Raw genomic sequence first — 14,270 nt, 5'->3', positions numbered from 1 at the left:
GCAGGAAACCAGCCGCGGAGGAGACGAATCGCGATGAGTCAGACCCTGTTCAACCCGAAGATCTGCGAATTCTCCGAATTCGACGCGGAGACCCGGCGACTGCTGCGCGCTACCGTCGACTACTTCGAGGCCTTCGGCAAGGTCCGCCTGCTGGTCGAGAGCCGGGACCGGGTCTGGTACGCGGATTTCCTGGACTTCATCAAGCGCGAACGGGTCTTCGCGACCTTCCTGACCCCGGCCGAACAGGCCGCCGGCGACCCGAACAAGCGCTGGGACACCGCGCGCATCGCCATGATGAGCAAGATCCTCGGCTTTTATGGAATGCAATTTTGGTACGTGTGGCAGGTGTCGATTTTGGGCCTGGGGCCGATCTGGCAGAGCTCGAACGCCGAGGCCAAGGCGCGGGCGGCGGGACTGTTGGAATCGGGTGAGATCTTCGCCTTCGGCCTGTCCGAGAAGGACCACGGCGCGGACATCTACTCCACCGACATGGTGCTCGAGCCGAAGTCCAACGGCGGTTACACCGCCACCGGCGGCAAGCACTACATCGGCAACGGCAATCTCGCGGGCATGGTGTCGGTCTTCGGCCGCCGTGCCGACAAGCCGATCATCGACTCCTCGGACTTCCTGCGGAAGATGACCGACGAGGAGTACTCCGGCTACCTGTTCTTCGCCGCCGACTCCCGGCACAAGAACTACAAGCTGCGCAAGAACGTCGTCGACTCCCAGATGTATGTCGCCGCCTTCGATCTGGAGAACTACCCGGTCGCCGAATCCGACATCCTGCACACCGGCCGAGCCGCCTTCGACGCCGCCATGAACACGGTCAACGTCGGCAAGTTCAATCTCGGCTTCGGCGCGGTCGGCTCCTGTGAGCACGCCATGTTCGAGGCCGTCACGCACGCGCACAACCGAATCCTGTTCGGGCACCGCGTGACCGAGTTCCCGCAGGTGAAATCGCTGCTCGCGGACAGCTACGCGCGCCTGATCGGCATGAAGCTCTACAGCGAGCGGGCCATCGACTACATGCGCTCGGCGAACGAGAACGACCGGCGCTACCTGCTTTTCAACGCCATCGAGAAGATGTCGGTCACCCGCCACGGCCAGAAGCTCTACGAGGACCTCGCCGACGTCATCGCCGCGCGCGGCTTCGAGAACGACATGTACTTCCCCATGGCCATGGTCGGCATGTTCGGCCTGCCGCGGCTCGAGGGCACGGTGCACGTGAACATGGCGCTGTCGCTGAAGTTCATGCCCAACTTCATGTTCCATCCCGCCGACGCCGGACTGGCCGCGCTGCGCTATCTGCCCGGCGCGGGCGTCGCACCCAAGGGCGCGGTGCGCGCGGTGTCCGGCGCGCTGAGCTGGACCAGCCGTCGCGCCGCCGGCCCCGCCGCCAAGGCCGTGCCCGCGCTGAAGAGCGAATTCGCCCGCGCCGCACACGCTCCCGTGCCCACCCGCCGGGATGCCGCCGACGACGAATTCCTCTTCCGTCAGGGTCCGAGCAGCGGCCTCGGCAAGATCCGCTTCGCCGACTGGCGTCCGGTCTTCGAGAAGTTCGCGCACATCCCGAATGTCGCCGTCTTCCTGGAGCAGGCTCTGGCGCTGCAGACCCTGCTGGCCGCCGCCACCCCGACCGCCGAGCAGCAGCAGGACGTCGACTTCCTCTTCGCCCTCGGCGAGCTGTTCACCACCCTCCCGTACGCCCAGCTCATCCTCGAGCAGGCCGACATCGCGGGCGCGGACGAGGCGGTCCTGGATCAGCTCTTCGACCTGTTCGTCCGCGAGTTCTCCAAGCACGCGCTGACGCTGCACACCAAGCCGACGGCCACCAAGGCCCAGCAGGTCCGGGCGCTCGACCTGGTCAGGCGTCCGGCGTCCGATCCGGCTCGCTTCGAGAAGGTGTTGTCGCAGGTCACGGCCCTCGCTGGGCAATATGAAATGAACCCCTGATTTTGCTACAGTCGTGAATGAAAAGGCTTCCATGCCTAACCATCGACACTGCAAAGGAGCAGAAACGATGACGAAGTCGACGGCGACGACCGCGCGCCCCCAGTTCGACGCGCCCGCCCGCACCATCCGCGAAGTCGACTACGGCTTCTTCGGACCCGGCTCGCCGACCTGGAAGGTCTGGACCGCGCCCACCGCGCTGATCGGCTTCCAGCGCGCGGTGACCCTCGAGCACTTCGACCCGGACCTGACCGCGGCCGTCGCCGATGTCGGCGGCATCTACTCCGATCCGCGCGGCCGGCTCGACCACACCTTCGCCTACTTCCTCATCGCCGCGGTGGCCGACAGCCGCATGGCCATCGAGGCGTCCGAGCACCTCATGCAGGTGCACGCCAAGGCCACCGGCATCGAGCCGATCAGCGGAAAGCGCTACAGCGCCAACAATCCCGACTCGCAGCTGTGGATCCACGTCACCGGCTGGCACTCGGTGCTCAAGTGCTACGAGATGTACGGCCCGGGGCCGCTGAGCCCGGAGGAAGAGGCGCAGTACTGGCGGGAATGCGTCATCGCCGCCGAACTGCAGACCTGCAAGCCCGAGGACGTGCCGACCTCGCGTGAAGAGGTCCGCGAGTACTTCGAGCGGGTGCGTCCGCGCCTGTGCAGCTCCGAACGGGCCCGCCGCGGCATGCACTACCTGCTGTTCACGCCGTCCGAGAAGGGCGTGAAGCTATGGGCCGGAAGCCGTTTGGTGGCCCCCGCCGCCATCGCCACCCTGCCCAAGTGGATGCGTGAGACCGGCGGATTCGACCAGCCCGGCGTCCTCGACGCGGCCTACCCGCCGGCCGTACGCGCCGCCATGGCCGCCCTGAAGAACGACCGGCTCGAACTGAAGGTCGCCAAGAACTTCATCGGCAAGATGACCGGACGTCTGCTGGAGGAACATATGCGAGCCGGGGTTCCGGTGAATCCGGTCACCGTCACTCCGCAGCAGGCCAAGGAGCTGTACGGCCGTCAGGCCCGCTCCAGCGCATAACGGCACGGTTAACTTTTCGGCATCGGACCCGGTCGTCCGGGACATTCCGGATGAAGAGACGTACCTACGCTTGCGTAACGGTACGGACGTACGGCAACCTGCGCTTGATCTCCAACATCGCTTGATCTGTCGATTACCTATGCCCGAGGAGGCCCTTCCGTGTCCCACTACAAGGCGAACCTACGAGACATCGAGTTCAACTTGTTCGAGGTACTGGGAATCGGCGAGCTGCTGGACAAGGGCGCCTACGGTGACCTGGACGGCGACACCGCGCGCGAGATGCTCGCCGAGGCGAAGCGCCTGGCCGAGGGCCCGATCGCGGAATCGTTCGTCGACGGCGACCGCAACCCGGTCGAGTTCGTCCCGGATCAGCACACCATCATCGTTCCCGAGCCGCTGAAGAAGACCGTGGCCGCGGTCAACGAGGCGGGCTACTCGGGCCTGGGCATGTCCGAGGACATGGGCGGCGTGCCCGCGCCGAACGCGCTGATCTGGGGCATCCAGGAAATGATCGTGGCCGCCAACAACTCGGCCTCCTTCTTCAACATGGGCCCGCTCATGCACAAGGTGCTCTTCGACGAGGGCACCGAGGAGCAGCAGCGCTGGGCCACCCACGCCTGGGAAAACCGTTGGGGCGGAACCATGGTGCTCACCGAGCCGGACGCGGGTTCGGATGTCGGCATGGGCCGCACCAAGGCCATCGAGCAGGCCGACGGCACCTGGCACATCGAGGGCGTCAAGCGCTTCATCTCCGGCGGCGACGTGGGCGACACCGCCGCCAATATCTTCCACCTGGTGCTGGCCCGCCCCGAGGGCGCCGGCCCGGGCACCAAGGGTCTGTCGCTGTTCGTGGTGCCCCGCTTCCTGTTCGATTCCGAGACAATGGAACTCGGCGCGAAGAACGGCGCGCTGGTCACCGGCGTCGAGCACAAGATGGGCATCAAGTCCTCGCCGACCTGTGAGATCACCTTCGGCGGCGACATTCCCGCCGTCGGCTACCTGGTCGGCGGCGTGCACAACGGCATCGCCCAGATGTTCAAGGTCATCGAGAACGCGCGAATGATGGTGGGCACCAAGGCCACCGGCGCGCTGTCCACCGGATACCTGAACGCCCTCGAGTACGCCAAGCAGCGCGTGCAGGGCGCGGATCTGACCCAGATGACCGATAAGGCCGCCCCGCGCGTCACCATCACCCACCACCCGGACGTGCGCCGCTCGCTGGCCACCCAGAAGGCGTACGCCGAGGGCCTGCGCGCGCTGTACATGTACTGCGCCTCGTACCAGAACGCCGATGTGGCACAGGCCAATTACGGTGTGGACGCCGAGCTGGCCGAGCGGGTCAACGACCTGCTGCTGCCGATCGTCAAGGGCTGCGGCTCGGACCGCGCCTACGAGAGCCTGACCGAATCGCTGCAGACCCTGGGCGGTTCGGGCTACCTGCAGGACTACCCGATCGAGCAGTACATCCGCGACTGCAAGATCGACTCGCTGTACGAGGGCACCACCGCCATCCAGGCGCAGGACTTCTTCTTCCGCAAGATCATTCGCGACAAGGGTGTGGCGCTCGGCCACGTCGCGGGCCTGATCCAGAAGTTCATCGACGGCGGGCCGGACCAGTTCAAGGTGGAGCGCGGGCTGCTCGGCGCGGCGCTGGCCGACGTGCAGGCCATGGCCGCCACCCTGACCGGCTACCTGATGGCCTCGCAGCAGCAGGTCGACGAGATCTACAAGGTCGGCCTGGGCTCGGTCCGATTCCTGTACGCCGTGGGCGATCTCGTCATCGCGTGGCGGCTGCTGGAGCAGGCCGCCATCGCGCAGGCCGCGCTGGACGGCGGCGCGGACGCCAAGGACAAGAACTTCTACACCGGCAAGGTCGGCGTCGCGTCCTGGTTCGCGAAGAACAAGCTCCCGCTGATCAGCGGTGTGCGCGCGGTCGTCGAGAACATCGACAACGACATCATGAAGCTGGACGAAGCGGCTTTCTGAGTCTCTTTTTGAGCGTGTCCCCCCGGCGAGCCGCGGCTCGCCGGGGGGACACGCTCATTTCATTTTGTGACCTGCGGTGATGTGTCGCCCCCAGGGGGTACAACTACCGCATGGTCTTCCCGGTTTCCTTCGGCTGGATCCAGATTCTGCTGCTGGTGCTCGCCATCGGCGCACTGGCCCTGCTGGTCACGGCTGTCATCAAGGCACGCAAGGTGGGCTGGCGCGTGCTGGCCGGGCGCGGCGCGGGTGCGGTCGGGCTGGTGCTCGTCGCGGTCGTGATCCTCTGGATCACCACGCTGCTGCAGACCTTCCTCGGGCTCACCGGGGAGGTGAAGGCCGCGCACATCGAGGCCAAACCCATTGCGGGGCAAGAGCACATGATGACCGTGGACCTGACGCTCTACGGCGACAAGGACCACGGGGACAAGCACGAGACCTATCAGGTCGAGGGCGATATGTGGGTGCTGCAGGCCAATATCGTGGAGCTCGAGGCCTGGGTGAACGCGATGGGCTTCCACTCCGGCTACAAGGTGACCCGGCTCTACGGGCAGCGCCTGGACGGCATCGCCACCAAACAGAACCAGATCTTCCTCAACGGCAGCGACCAGGACTTCTTCCAGGACATGAAGAATCAGACCTGGTACACCAAGCCCTTCGTGCGCTCGGCCTACGGCAATGCCGTGATCGCGACCCCGGGCACCTATGACGTCTTCATCTCCCGAGACGCCATAAAAACCCGACCGGTCTAGCTGTAGCGGCCTCGCTCAGTCGGCGAGGTCGGCCACCACGGGGGCGTGATCGCTGGCGCCCTTGCCCTTTCGCTCCTCGCGGTCCACGTTCGCCTCGGTGACGCGGGCCGCCAGGGCCGGGGAACCCAGGATGAAGTCGATGCGCATGCCCTCCTTGCGGGGGAAGCGCAACTGCGTGTAGTCCCAGTACGTGTAGACGCCCGGCCCGGGATGGAACGGCCGCATCACATCGGAGAAGCCCGCCTCGCCGAAGGCGTCGAACGCGTCGCGTTCCGGCTCGGAGACGTGCGTCTTGCCCTCGAAGAACTCCGGCGACCACACATCCAGATCGGTCGGCGCGATATTCCAGTCGCCCACCAGCGCGACCTGCGCGTCCGGATCCTCCGACAGCCACTTCGCGCCCGCATTGCGCAGCGCGGCAAGCCATTCCAGCTTGTAGGCGTAGTGCGGATCGTCCAGCGCGCGCCCGTTGGGCACGTACAGGCTCCAGACCCGGACCCCGCCGCAGGTCGCGCCGATCGCGCGGGCCTCCACCACCGGCGCGCTCAGCAGCGACTCACCGGCGTCCTTGTCGAAGCCCGGCTGATCCGGGAACCCGATCTCGACATCCTCCAGGCCCACCCGGGAGGCGATGGCCACGCCGTTCCACTGGCTCAGACCGATGTGCGCGACCTCGTACCCGGCGGCCTCGAAGGCCTCGAACGGGAACTGCTCGTCCTTGCACTTGGTCTCCTGCATGGCGAGCACGTCGATATCGGCGCGGTCCAGCCAGGCCAGCACCCGATCCTGCCGGGTGCGAATCGAATTCACGTTCCAGGTGGCGATGCGCACGGGACTGTAAACCTCTCAGCAATAGGGTCTATCGAAGGCCGATAGCGTGTTTCGAAAGCGAAGCGAAATCAGGGCGCGGCGTACCGATAACCGTGGTGCTCCACGAAGCCCATCTCCTCATACAACGCCAGCGCGGCGTCATTGTCATCCGACACCTGCACGTACGCGTGCGTGGCTCCGCGTGCCTGCCCCCACCGGATCATCTCCGCGCAGACCAGCGAGCCGAGTCCGTGGCGGCGATGCCCGGCCGCCACCGCGATGCAGGTCAGGCCCACCCAGCGACGGCCGTCGGGCGCGGTGGTGAGCGCGGCCCGGCCGATGGCCAGCGGCGTCGGCAAACCCAGTGTGGCGAAGACGACTTCGCCGTCGCGCACCGCGGTGAGCACGTCCACCACCGGGGTGGACCCGACATCGGTGTCCCCGCCGCGATGCCGGTGCATGGACAGCCACGCACCGTCCGGGTCCGGGGTGAACCGCACCATGGGCGGCCCCTGCGGCAGCATGATGTTCGCGATATCGGCGGCCAGCACCCGGGTTTCGTTCCAGGTGCGCCAACCGGCGGGCGCGGCGGCCAGCCGATCCGGCAGCTGCAGCACCAGCGGCAGGCCGTGCGCGGTGTACCACTCGCCGATCCGGCGCAGGGTCTCGTCGTCCATCAGCGCCGGTCCGTCCGAACCGCCCAGCGGCACCGCGGAATTCGCGCGATTGGTGTAGCCGTCCCCGGCGCGCAGCAGCCAGCCGTCGACCCAGGACCGCATCAGGCCCGGCCAGCCGTCGGCGGCGGCCGCCTCCAGGGCGCGGATCTCACTGGTCCGAATGGGCCTGGGCCCGACCGACTTCCACGCCACCACCTGATCCCACGCGATGGAGACCACCTGGCCGTCGGCGGTGCGCACGGTCAGCGGGTCGGTCGCGGTGAGTTCGCCGATCACATCCGTCAGCGGTTGCGGGTAGCCGGCGGGCAGGCGATAGCGCACCACCACCCGCTTGCCGAGCGGCGGGAGCGCGCCGGCGCCGCCGGGGCCGGGCTCGGAATCGGTCATGGAGGGTCAGTCGTCGTCTTCGTCGACGTCGTCGTGCCCGAACGGGTCCGGCACGGTGCCCGGGACCCAGCTCAAACCCGGCTTGCCCCAGCCGTTTCGCTTGATGGACTTCTTGGCGGCGCGGGCATTGCGGCCCACCAGCACGTCCACGTAGAGGTAGCCGTCGAGGTGGCCGGTCTCGTGCTGCAGCATGCGCGCGAAGAAGCCGCGGCCCTCGATCTCGACCGGCTCACCCTTCTCGTCGGTGCCGGTCACCTTGGCCCAGTCGGCGCGGCCGGTGGGGAACTGCTCGCCGGGCACCGAGAGGCAGCCCTCTTCGTCATCGTCGGGATCCGGCATGGTTTCCGGGATCTCGGAGGTCACCAGCACCGGATTGACCACGCAGCCGCGGCGGCGGACCATCTTGCCGCCCTCGACCTCGTCGGGGCAGTCGTAGACGAAGATGCGCGGCGCGAGCTCGTCTTCGCTCTTGATGATCACCTGGTTGCCCGCCAGGCCCACACCGTGGGCGGCGTCCATGGTCTCGTACATATCCGCGATCAGCTCGGCCAGCTCTTCCGGGGACTGCGTGACCGGAGTGGTCGCGCGGTGCAGAACCGGATCACCGACAATGCGAATCGGGAGAATAGCCATGCTGAGCAGCCTACTGGGTGGTTGCCGGGGTCCTCGCGCTACCTGCTGTCGGAGTCTTCGGGCAGACTATCCGCGCAAACCGGACGGATGGATCCGCGGCCGACACGCCGGGGGTTCATCACAGAAACACGCCGAGCGGTACGCATCGGGAAGGTCCTCATGCGTGGTTGAATGATCGGCGACGCACAAATTCGTCTGGTGACCACTCGGCGAGGGAGCAGTATGGACAGCGCAGCGGCACGAGACATCTCCGCAAGCGAGGACGCAATCCCCGCGGGCGCCCCCGGTATCACGGAGAACGTGACCGACGAGGATGGCGCACACGGACTTTCCCGCCGTGAACTCGACATTCTCGACTTCGAGCGCAAATGGTGGAAGTACGCCGGAGCCAAGGAAGAGGCCATCCGGGAGCTGTTCGATCTCTCGGCCACCCGCTACTACCAGGTCCTCAACACCGTCGTCGACAAGCCCGAGGCCCTGGCCGCGGATCCCATGCTGGTCAAGCGCCTGCGCCGATTGCGCGCCAGCCGCCAGAAGACCAGGGCCGCACGTCGTCTCGGTTTCCAGGTATAGCCAGTAGGCTCGACGCCGTGAGCAACCCGAATTCGCCGTCCGGCGGTCCGCCGCTGCGCGCCCTGGCGATGGTCCTGATCGCGCTGGCCATCGTGTTCGCGGGCATCGGCGCGATGTCGCTGTCGAGTTCGGATTCCTCCGACGCGAGCGCGACCTCCAGCGGAGCGTCGTCCACAACCACTGCCGCACAGCAGAATTCGACCCAGGCCACGACCGCGCCCGTGGTGCCGACCACCACCGCGGCCCAGCCCACGACCACCACGGCGGCCCCCACGACCACCACGGTCGCGCCCACCACCACGGCCGCTTCCGGCGTCGACAAGAGCCTGCCCGTACGGGTTTACAACAACGGCACCGTCGCGGGCCTGGCCAAGAAGACCGGGGACCAGCTCACCGCCGACGGTTTCAATGTGACCGAGGTGGGCAACTACCCGAACGGTGTCATTCCGAAAACCACCGTGTACTACGGCAGTTCGGCCAAGGAACAGGCGCTGGCCCAGGCCATCGCCGCCGAGCTGGGCTGCTCGGCCGAACCGCGCTTCCCGGGGATCTCGGATTCGCCCTCCGGCGTCATCGTCATCGTCACCGGCGGCTGAGCCGACTTTCCCGCGGCTGAATCGCCGCTGCGACAACCGGATGGCCCCTGCATGGGGTGCGCACTCGCCTCTGGCATCATCTTGTCCGGTACGAACTATGTCCATGCAGCTTTACCCGTAAACTCGGTACTCGTAAAGGAGTTCCCCGATGGCCTCGTCCTCAACTCGTCGCCCGTCCTGGTGGACTGTTGCTCCGGTGCTCGCGGTCGCGGCCCTCGGCCTCACCGCCTGCTCCAACAGCCAGGAATCGAGTGACGTCAAGGGGACCAACCCGTCGGTCTTCACCTCCGCGCCCGCGCCGGGCGGCGCCACCAAGGCCGAGGGCGGCGAGAACACCCGAAGGACTCCTCCAGCGTGACGCTGAAGGACCCGAGCGGCGCCAGCGTCGGCACCGCCACCATCGCCAAGGCGGGCAACCACCTCGAGATCACCGTCGACGCCCACGGCCTCAAGCCCGGCTTCCACGGTCTGCACTTCCACTCGGTCGGCAAGTGCGAGGCCAACTCCACCCCGCCCGCCGGCGGCGCGCCCGGCGACTTCCTCTCCGCCGGCGGCCACCTGCAGGTCGGCGAGGCCAACGCGCACCCCTCCAGCGGCGACCTGACCTCGCTCCAGGTGCTCAAGGACGGCACCGCCAAGCTGGTCACCACCACCGATTCGGTCACCCTGGACGAGCTCAAGGGCAAGGCCCTGATCATCCACAACGGCGCCGACAACTTCGGCAACATCCCCTCCCGGTACGTACCCGCACCGGATCAGGAAACCCTCTCGACCGGCGACGCGGGCGCTCGAATCGCCTGCGGCGTCGTGTCCTGAAACCCATTGAGGTGAGCCATGGCCGGGGCAGGCATCAAGAAGGTCCCCTTCAACTCATCGCCCCGGCCCACGCTCGGCGTGGAATGGGAAGTCGCGCTGGTCGACAAGCACACGCGCGACCTGTCCAACACGGCCGCAGCCGTTTTCGAGGCCTGCGGTGATCTGCGCGCCTGGGACGGCACCCCGCAGATCACCAAGGAACTGCTGAAGAACACCGTCGAACTCGTCTCCGGCAAGCACGACACCGTGAGCGAGGTGGTCGACGAGCTGCGCGCCACCCAGGACGCCGTGCGCCGCGTCGCCGACCCGATGGGCGTCGACCTGTTCTGCGCCGGAACCCATCCGTTCGCGCAGTGGTCTACCCAACAGCTCACGCGCAGCGCGCATTACGACGAGCTCATCGAGCGCACCCAGTGGTGGGGCCGCCAGATGCTGATCTGGGGCGTGCACGTGCACGTCGGAGTCTCGCACCCGGACAAGGTCTTTCCGATCCTCAACGCGCTGCTGCCGTCCTACCCGCACCTGCTGGCGCTGTCCGCCTCCTCGCCCATGTGGGCGGGCGTGGACACCGGCTACGCCAGCAACCGGGCGCTCATGTTCCAGCAGCTGCCCACCGCCGGACTGCCCTTCCAGTTCGAGAACTGGGGCCAGTTCGAGGGATTCGTGCACGACCAGACGAAAACCGGTGTGTTCGAACAACTCGGCGGCATGCACTGGGACATCCGGCCCGCGCCCAAGTGGGGCACCATCGAGGTCCGCGTCTGCGACGGCACCCCCACCAAGGCCGAACTGGCCGCCATCGTGGCGCTGATCCACTGCCTCATCGTGGATCTCGACCGCCGGGTGGAATCCGGGGAGCCCATGCCCGACATCCTGCCGCCCTGGCATGTGCAGGAAAACAAATGGCGCGCAGCGCGATACGGGCTCGACGCCATCATCATCACCGACGCCGACAGCAATGAGCGACTCGTCACCGACGACCTCATGGACCTGCTCAACCGGCTGGAGCCGACCGCCAAGAGCCTCGGGTGCGAGAACGAGCTCGCACTCGTCGCCGATATCCCCAAGCGGGGCGCGTCCTATCAACGCCAGCGCCGGGTGGCCGCGGCCGCCCAGGGCGATCTGGTCGCCGTCGTCGACTCCCTGGTGCACGAGCTCGAGCAGTAACGGGCGCACGGTCCCGACCAGTAAAGACCGTCTTCCACGGGTGTGATTTCGATTACGGCGGACTGCGGACGGTGTACGCCTTGGCCAGGGGCTATACCGCACTGACCGGGGGCTGTTCATCCGGGGTAGCCGGTGGCGTTCAACCGACCGTGGGGCTCGCGTTCACACGGCGTTTACTATGGCTGGATGCTGCTCGACGACCCGCGCTCCCGATCCGGCGACAGTGCGCGCCGATCCGGGATCCGGATGCCGTCGCCGAGGGCCCGCCTCACGATCGCGCTGAGCGCCGGGGCGGTGGCGTTGATCGCCCTGCAGATCGTCGCCTCGATGCACCACTTCGTCGGACCCATCGAGAGCATCTGGGACGACTTCGCGGGCAATGCCAAATCCTTCACCGTGCCGTGGGCCGGACTCGGGCTCGCCCTCATCGGGCTGTCCTGGCGGCGGCGCGGCATCGCGGTCGGCGCGGCGCTCGCCATCGACGTTGTGTACCAGTCGATTCGGACGCTGAACGGCGGACCGCTGGCCATGGGCAACGGCCCGGTCATCGTGCTCGTCGCGATTCTCGCGCTCGCACTGTGGAAGTGGCAGGGCACGGACCGGACCAACGCGCTGCACGCCGGCGCGCTGGGCCTGCTGCTGGTGCTGTCCAGCAAGGTCGCCGACGTCTGGCTGGGCATCACCGTGCTGGCCGGGCCGCGAGTGCTCGACGAGCACGTGGTGCTGGTCGACCACGCCCTCGGCGATCCCTCCTGGATGATGGGGCAGCTGCTGGACTGGCTCTCGCCCATCGCCTCGTCGGTGCTGCACTGGGTCTACATCGAACTGCCGCTCGGCGCGATGATCGTGACCGTCTGGCAGTTGCGCAATGTGGTGAAGACGGGGGAGTGGCCCCGGCACTACCTGGTGCGCACCTTCCTGGTGCTGGGTCTGATCGGACCGCTCTTCTACGTCCTGTTCCCGGTGGTCGGGCCGATCTTCGCGTACGGCGCGGACGGGCACGCCTTCTCCCTCGGCCAGTTCTGGCCGAATGTGGTGCCGCCGGTGGACCTCTCGCCCGGCTCGATCCCCTTCGACCACTACACCCCGCGCAACTGCATGCCCTCGCTGCACACCGCGTGGGCGCTGTCGATCTTCATCCACTCCCGTCGCGACCCGTTCACCGGCGCGCTCGCGCCCACCTGGCTGCGCTGGGGCGGCGCCTTCTGGCTGATCGCCACGCTGTCGGCCACCCTCGGCTTCGGCTACCACTACGGCGCGGACCTGGTCGCGGGCGCGGTGCTGTGCCTGACCATCGAATCCGCGCTGCGCGCACCGGAACGCGGCTGGGATGCCACCCGGATCCGGCTCGTCGCCGCCGGGACCGCGCTCTTCACGGCGCTGCTGCTGTCCTACCGGTACCTGTCGGCCGGATTCGCCGAGCATCCGATGCCCGCGGGCATCCTCGTGCTCGGCCTGTTCGCCGCCTACGTGACGGCCTTCTACCGCACCTGGTTCGCGCAGCTCCCGACCGTCGCCGCACCGCTCGAAAACGCCGTGCGCGCCTGATCGTTCAGTCGGCGTCCGACTCCGGGGTCTCGGCGGTCCCCTCGGTCCGGGCCGGCAGCGGGCGGGCGCGCCGCAGGGCCAGCAGTCCGCCCAGACAGCCCGCCGCGATCAGCACCGCCGTCCACGCCGGTGTCGCGCTGCTACCGCCGGAGGTCACCGTGCACACCATCGCGTTCTCGCCGGACTGCAGCGCGTAATGGCCGCGCGCCACATAGTCGCGCATGCCCAGCACCGCCGAGGGCACGAAGATCACCATGGTGCCCAGCACCCGGCTCGGCACATAGCGCGGCCGGGCCGAGGTGAGGCCGAAACCGATGAGCCAGGAGATGATTCCCGCGCCGCCCACGATCAGCCAGGCCTGATCGGTATCGGAGGCCAGCACCGTGGACAGGCCGAGCAGGATCGCCCCCGCCAGACAGCCCAGTGTCGTGCCGTATCGGCTGCCCGTCCACATGCCGAACGCGGTCACCGCCACCAGCAGCGGAATCGACCAGGCGGGCAGTTCGGCCGCCACCGTCGCCGCCCCGACCGCGCCGAGTCCCACCGCCAGCAGCACGATCTCGCCGTCGCGGCCCGGCAGCAGCATGGCCGCGACGACGGCCGTCGCCACCGCCGTCACCACGGCCAGGCCGATGCCCGCCAGGCTGTCCCCGTGCCGTGCCAGCCATTCGGCGCTGGCCAGCGTCACCAGCACCAGCACCACGCCCGCCAGGATCGGGGCCAGCGGCAGCTCGATCGACAGTCGTTGGGCGACCGGGTGATTGCGATTGGCCAGGAAGCCGAGCACGCACAGGGCCAACGCGAGCACCATCATCCACATCGGCGGCATGTCCGAGGCGTGCCAGTGGTCGGTCGTCGCCTGGTCGATGCTGCCGCCCATTCGCGGGACCGGATTCACCGAGCCCAGCAGCAGGCTGATCAGCACGCCCAGCGTCCACGCGAAGGCCGACAGCCGGTGGTGCAGGACCGCCGCGCCCAGCGCGCCCAGTACCAGTCCGCCGGCCAGGGAATCGATGAAATTCATGGTGGACAGTGAGGAGTGCGGATCGGTGGCGTGCCCGAAGCTGTGATTGGCGAGCAGCACCAGCAGCCCGCCGACCGTCGTCCCCCACGCCACCCTGGTGCTGCCCAGGGTGGTGATGAGCACCGCCGCGATCATGGCCACCAGCACGCCCGCCGCGATGGCCCGCGGCAGGCTGTAGGCCAGCAGGTCCAGCTGCAGTGCGGAAGTCTGTGCGGTCCAGCCGAAGTCGATGGGCAGGGCCAGCGCCAGCCCGGCAACCGTTGCTGTCACCAGCGCCGTGATCGTTTCGGCGGCGACCTGATACGACCTCACCTGCGCAAA

Annotated in this window: 12 protein-coding genes and 1 pseudogene; 9 read left to right on the top strand and 4 right to left on the bottom strand. The window is 67.7% G+C overall.

Translation table 11 applies throughout. The features are described 5' to 3' along the window. The first annotated feature begins 33 nt into the window (after nt 1-33). From ON43_RS33085 to ON43_RS33070, 4 genes are all read left to right on the top strand, one after another. Entirely contained in the window at nt 34-1,953 is a 1,920-nt protein-coding gene (locus ON43_RS33085; protein WP_040813842.1) for an acyl-CoA dehydrogenase family protein, read from the top strand. A gap of 67 nt (nt 1,954-2,020) precedes the next feature. Next, the gene (locus tag ON43_RS33080) at nt 2,021-2,983 is read left to right on the top strand and encodes an oxygenase MpaB family protein (RefSeq protein ID WP_051179566.1); all 963 of its coding nucleotides are present in this window, start codon (nt 2,021-2,023) and stop codon (nt 2,981-2,983) included. 159 nt (nt 2,984-3,142) lie between these two features. Then, nucleotides 3,143-4,969, top strand: coding sequence for an acyl-CoA dehydrogenase (locus tag ON43_RS33075; protein ID WP_040813840.1), 1,827 nt, complete (start codon nt 3,143-3,145; stop codon nt 4,967-4,969). Nucleotides 4,970-5,079: 110 nt separating this feature from the next. Continuing rightward, nucleotides 5,080-5,718 (top strand): hypothetical protein, encoded by a 639-nt coding sequence (locus ON43_RS33070; RefSeq protein ID WP_040813838.1) that lies wholly within the window; start codon nt 5,080-5,082, stop codon nt 5,716-5,718. A 15-nt stretch (nt 5,719-5,733) separates the two neighbouring features. Here ON43_RS33070 and ON43_RS33065 read toward each other — a convergent pair whose 3' ends face one another. The 3 genes from ON43_RS33065 to ON43_RS33055 form a co-directional block, all read right to left on the bottom strand. Continuing rightward, nucleotides 5,734-6,549, bottom strand: coding sequence for an exodeoxyribonuclease III (locus tag ON43_RS33065; RefSeq protein WP_040813836.1), 816 nt, complete (start codon nt 6,547-6,549; stop codon nt 5,734-5,736). Between the two features lie 68 nt (nt 6,550-6,617). Beyond that, nucleotides 6,618-7,592 carry an N-acetylglutamate synthase, CG3035 family gene (locus ON43_RS33060; RefSeq protein WP_051179565.1) on the bottom strand — a complete coding sequence of 325 codons (975 nt, stop codon included), beginning with the start codon at nt 7,590-7,592 and terminating at the stop codon, nt 6,618-6,620. Between the two features lie 6 nt (nt 7,593-7,598). Continuing rightward, complete coding sequence (locus ON43_RS33055) at nt 7,599-8,225, bottom strand: peptide deformylase (RefSeq protein ID WP_040813834.1); 627 nt, start codon at nt 8,223-8,225, stop codon at nt 7,599-7,601. Between the two features lie 222 nt (nt 8,226-8,447). Between ON43_RS33055 and napA the strand changes: the two genes are divergently transcribed. The 5 genes and pseudogenes from napA (at nt 8,448) to ON43_RS33030 (ending at nt 12,925) form a co-directional block, all read left to right on the top strand. After that, a complete protein-coding gene (gene napA, locus ON43_RS33050; RefSeq protein ID WP_040813833.1) occupies nt 8,448-8,798 on the top strand; it encodes a nucleoid-associated protein NapA in 351 nt (116 codons plus the stop codon). A 17-nt stretch (nt 8,799-8,815) separates the two neighbouring features. Continuing rightward, on the top strand, nt 8,816-9,394 hold the full coding sequence (locus ON43_RS33045; protein ID WP_040813831.1) for a LytR C-terminal domain-containing protein: 579 nt from the start codon (nt 8,816-8,818) through the stop codon (nt 9,392-9,394). 148 nt (nt 9,395-9,542) lie between these two features. Next, nucleotides 9,543-10,210: pseudogene (gene sodC, locus ON43_RS33040) on the top strand (superoxide dismutase[Cu-Zn]). Nucleotides 10,211-10,228: 18 nt separating this feature from the next. Next, nucleotides 10,229-11,377 (top strand): glutamate--cysteine ligase, encoded by a 1,149-nt coding sequence (locus tag ON43_RS33035; RefSeq protein WP_040813830.1) that lies wholly within the window; start codon nt 10,229-10,231, stop codon nt 11,375-11,377. 246 nt (nt 11,378-11,623) lie between these two features. After that, complete coding sequence (locus ON43_RS33030; protein ID WP_040813959.1) at nt 11,624-12,925, top strand: phosphatase PAP2 family protein; 1,302 nt, start codon at nt 11,624-11,626, stop codon at nt 12,923-12,925. 4 nt (nt 12,926-12,929) lie between these two features. Here the strand turns inward: ON43_RS33030 and ON43_RS33025 are convergent, their stop codons facing one another. Beyond that, nucleotides 12,930-14,261: a hypothetical protein gene (locus ON43_RS33025; RefSeq protein ID WP_040813828.1), complete on the bottom strand. Its 1,332-nt coding sequence runs from the start codon at nt 14,259-14,261 to the stop codon at nt 12,930-12,932. Nucleotides 14,262-14,270: the final 9 nt, after the last annotated feature.

Origin of the sequence: Nocardia concava NBRC 100430 (assembly GCF_000308815.1) — a bacterium.
GTDB lineage: Bacteria > Actinomycetota > Actinomycetes > Mycobacteriales > Mycobacteriaceae > Nocardia > Nocardia concava.
This window is presented reverse-complemented; position numbering and strand designations above follow the sequence as displayed.

Bases quoted from the DNA above. Each gene is read 5' to 3' on its own strand.
- ON43_RS33080 (WP_051179566.1), top strand. From the start codon at position 2,021: ATGACGAAGTCGACGGCGACGACCGCGCGCCCCCAGTTCGACGCGCCC.
- ON43_RS33055 (WP_040813834.1), bottom strand. From the start codon at position 8,225: ATGGCTATTCTCCCGATTCGCATTGTCGGTGATCCGGTTCTGCACCGC.
- ON43_RS33060 (WP_051179565.1), bottom strand. From the start codon at position 7,592: ATGACCGATTCCGAGCCCGGCCCCGGCGGCGCCGGCGCGCTCCCGCCG.
- ON43_RS33035 (WP_040813830.1), top strand. From the start codon at position 10,229: ATGGCCGGGGCAGGCATCAAGAAGGTCCCCTTCAACTCATCGCCCCGG.
- napA (WP_040813833.1), top strand. From the start codon at position 8,448: ATGGACAGCGCAGCGGCACGAGACATCTCCGCAAGCGAGGACGCAATC.
- ON43_RS33030 (WP_040813959.1), top strand. From the start codon at position 11,624: ATGCCGTCGCCGAGGGCCCGCCTCACGATCGCGCTGAGCGCCGGGGCG.
- ON43_RS33085 (WP_040813842.1), top strand. From the start codon at position 34: ATGAGTCAGACCCTGTTCAACCCGAAGATCTGCGAATTCTCCGAATTC.
- ON43_RS33070 (WP_040813838.1), top strand. From the start codon at position 5,080: ATGGTCTTCCCGGTTTCCTTCGGCTGGATCCAGATTCTGCTGCTGGTG.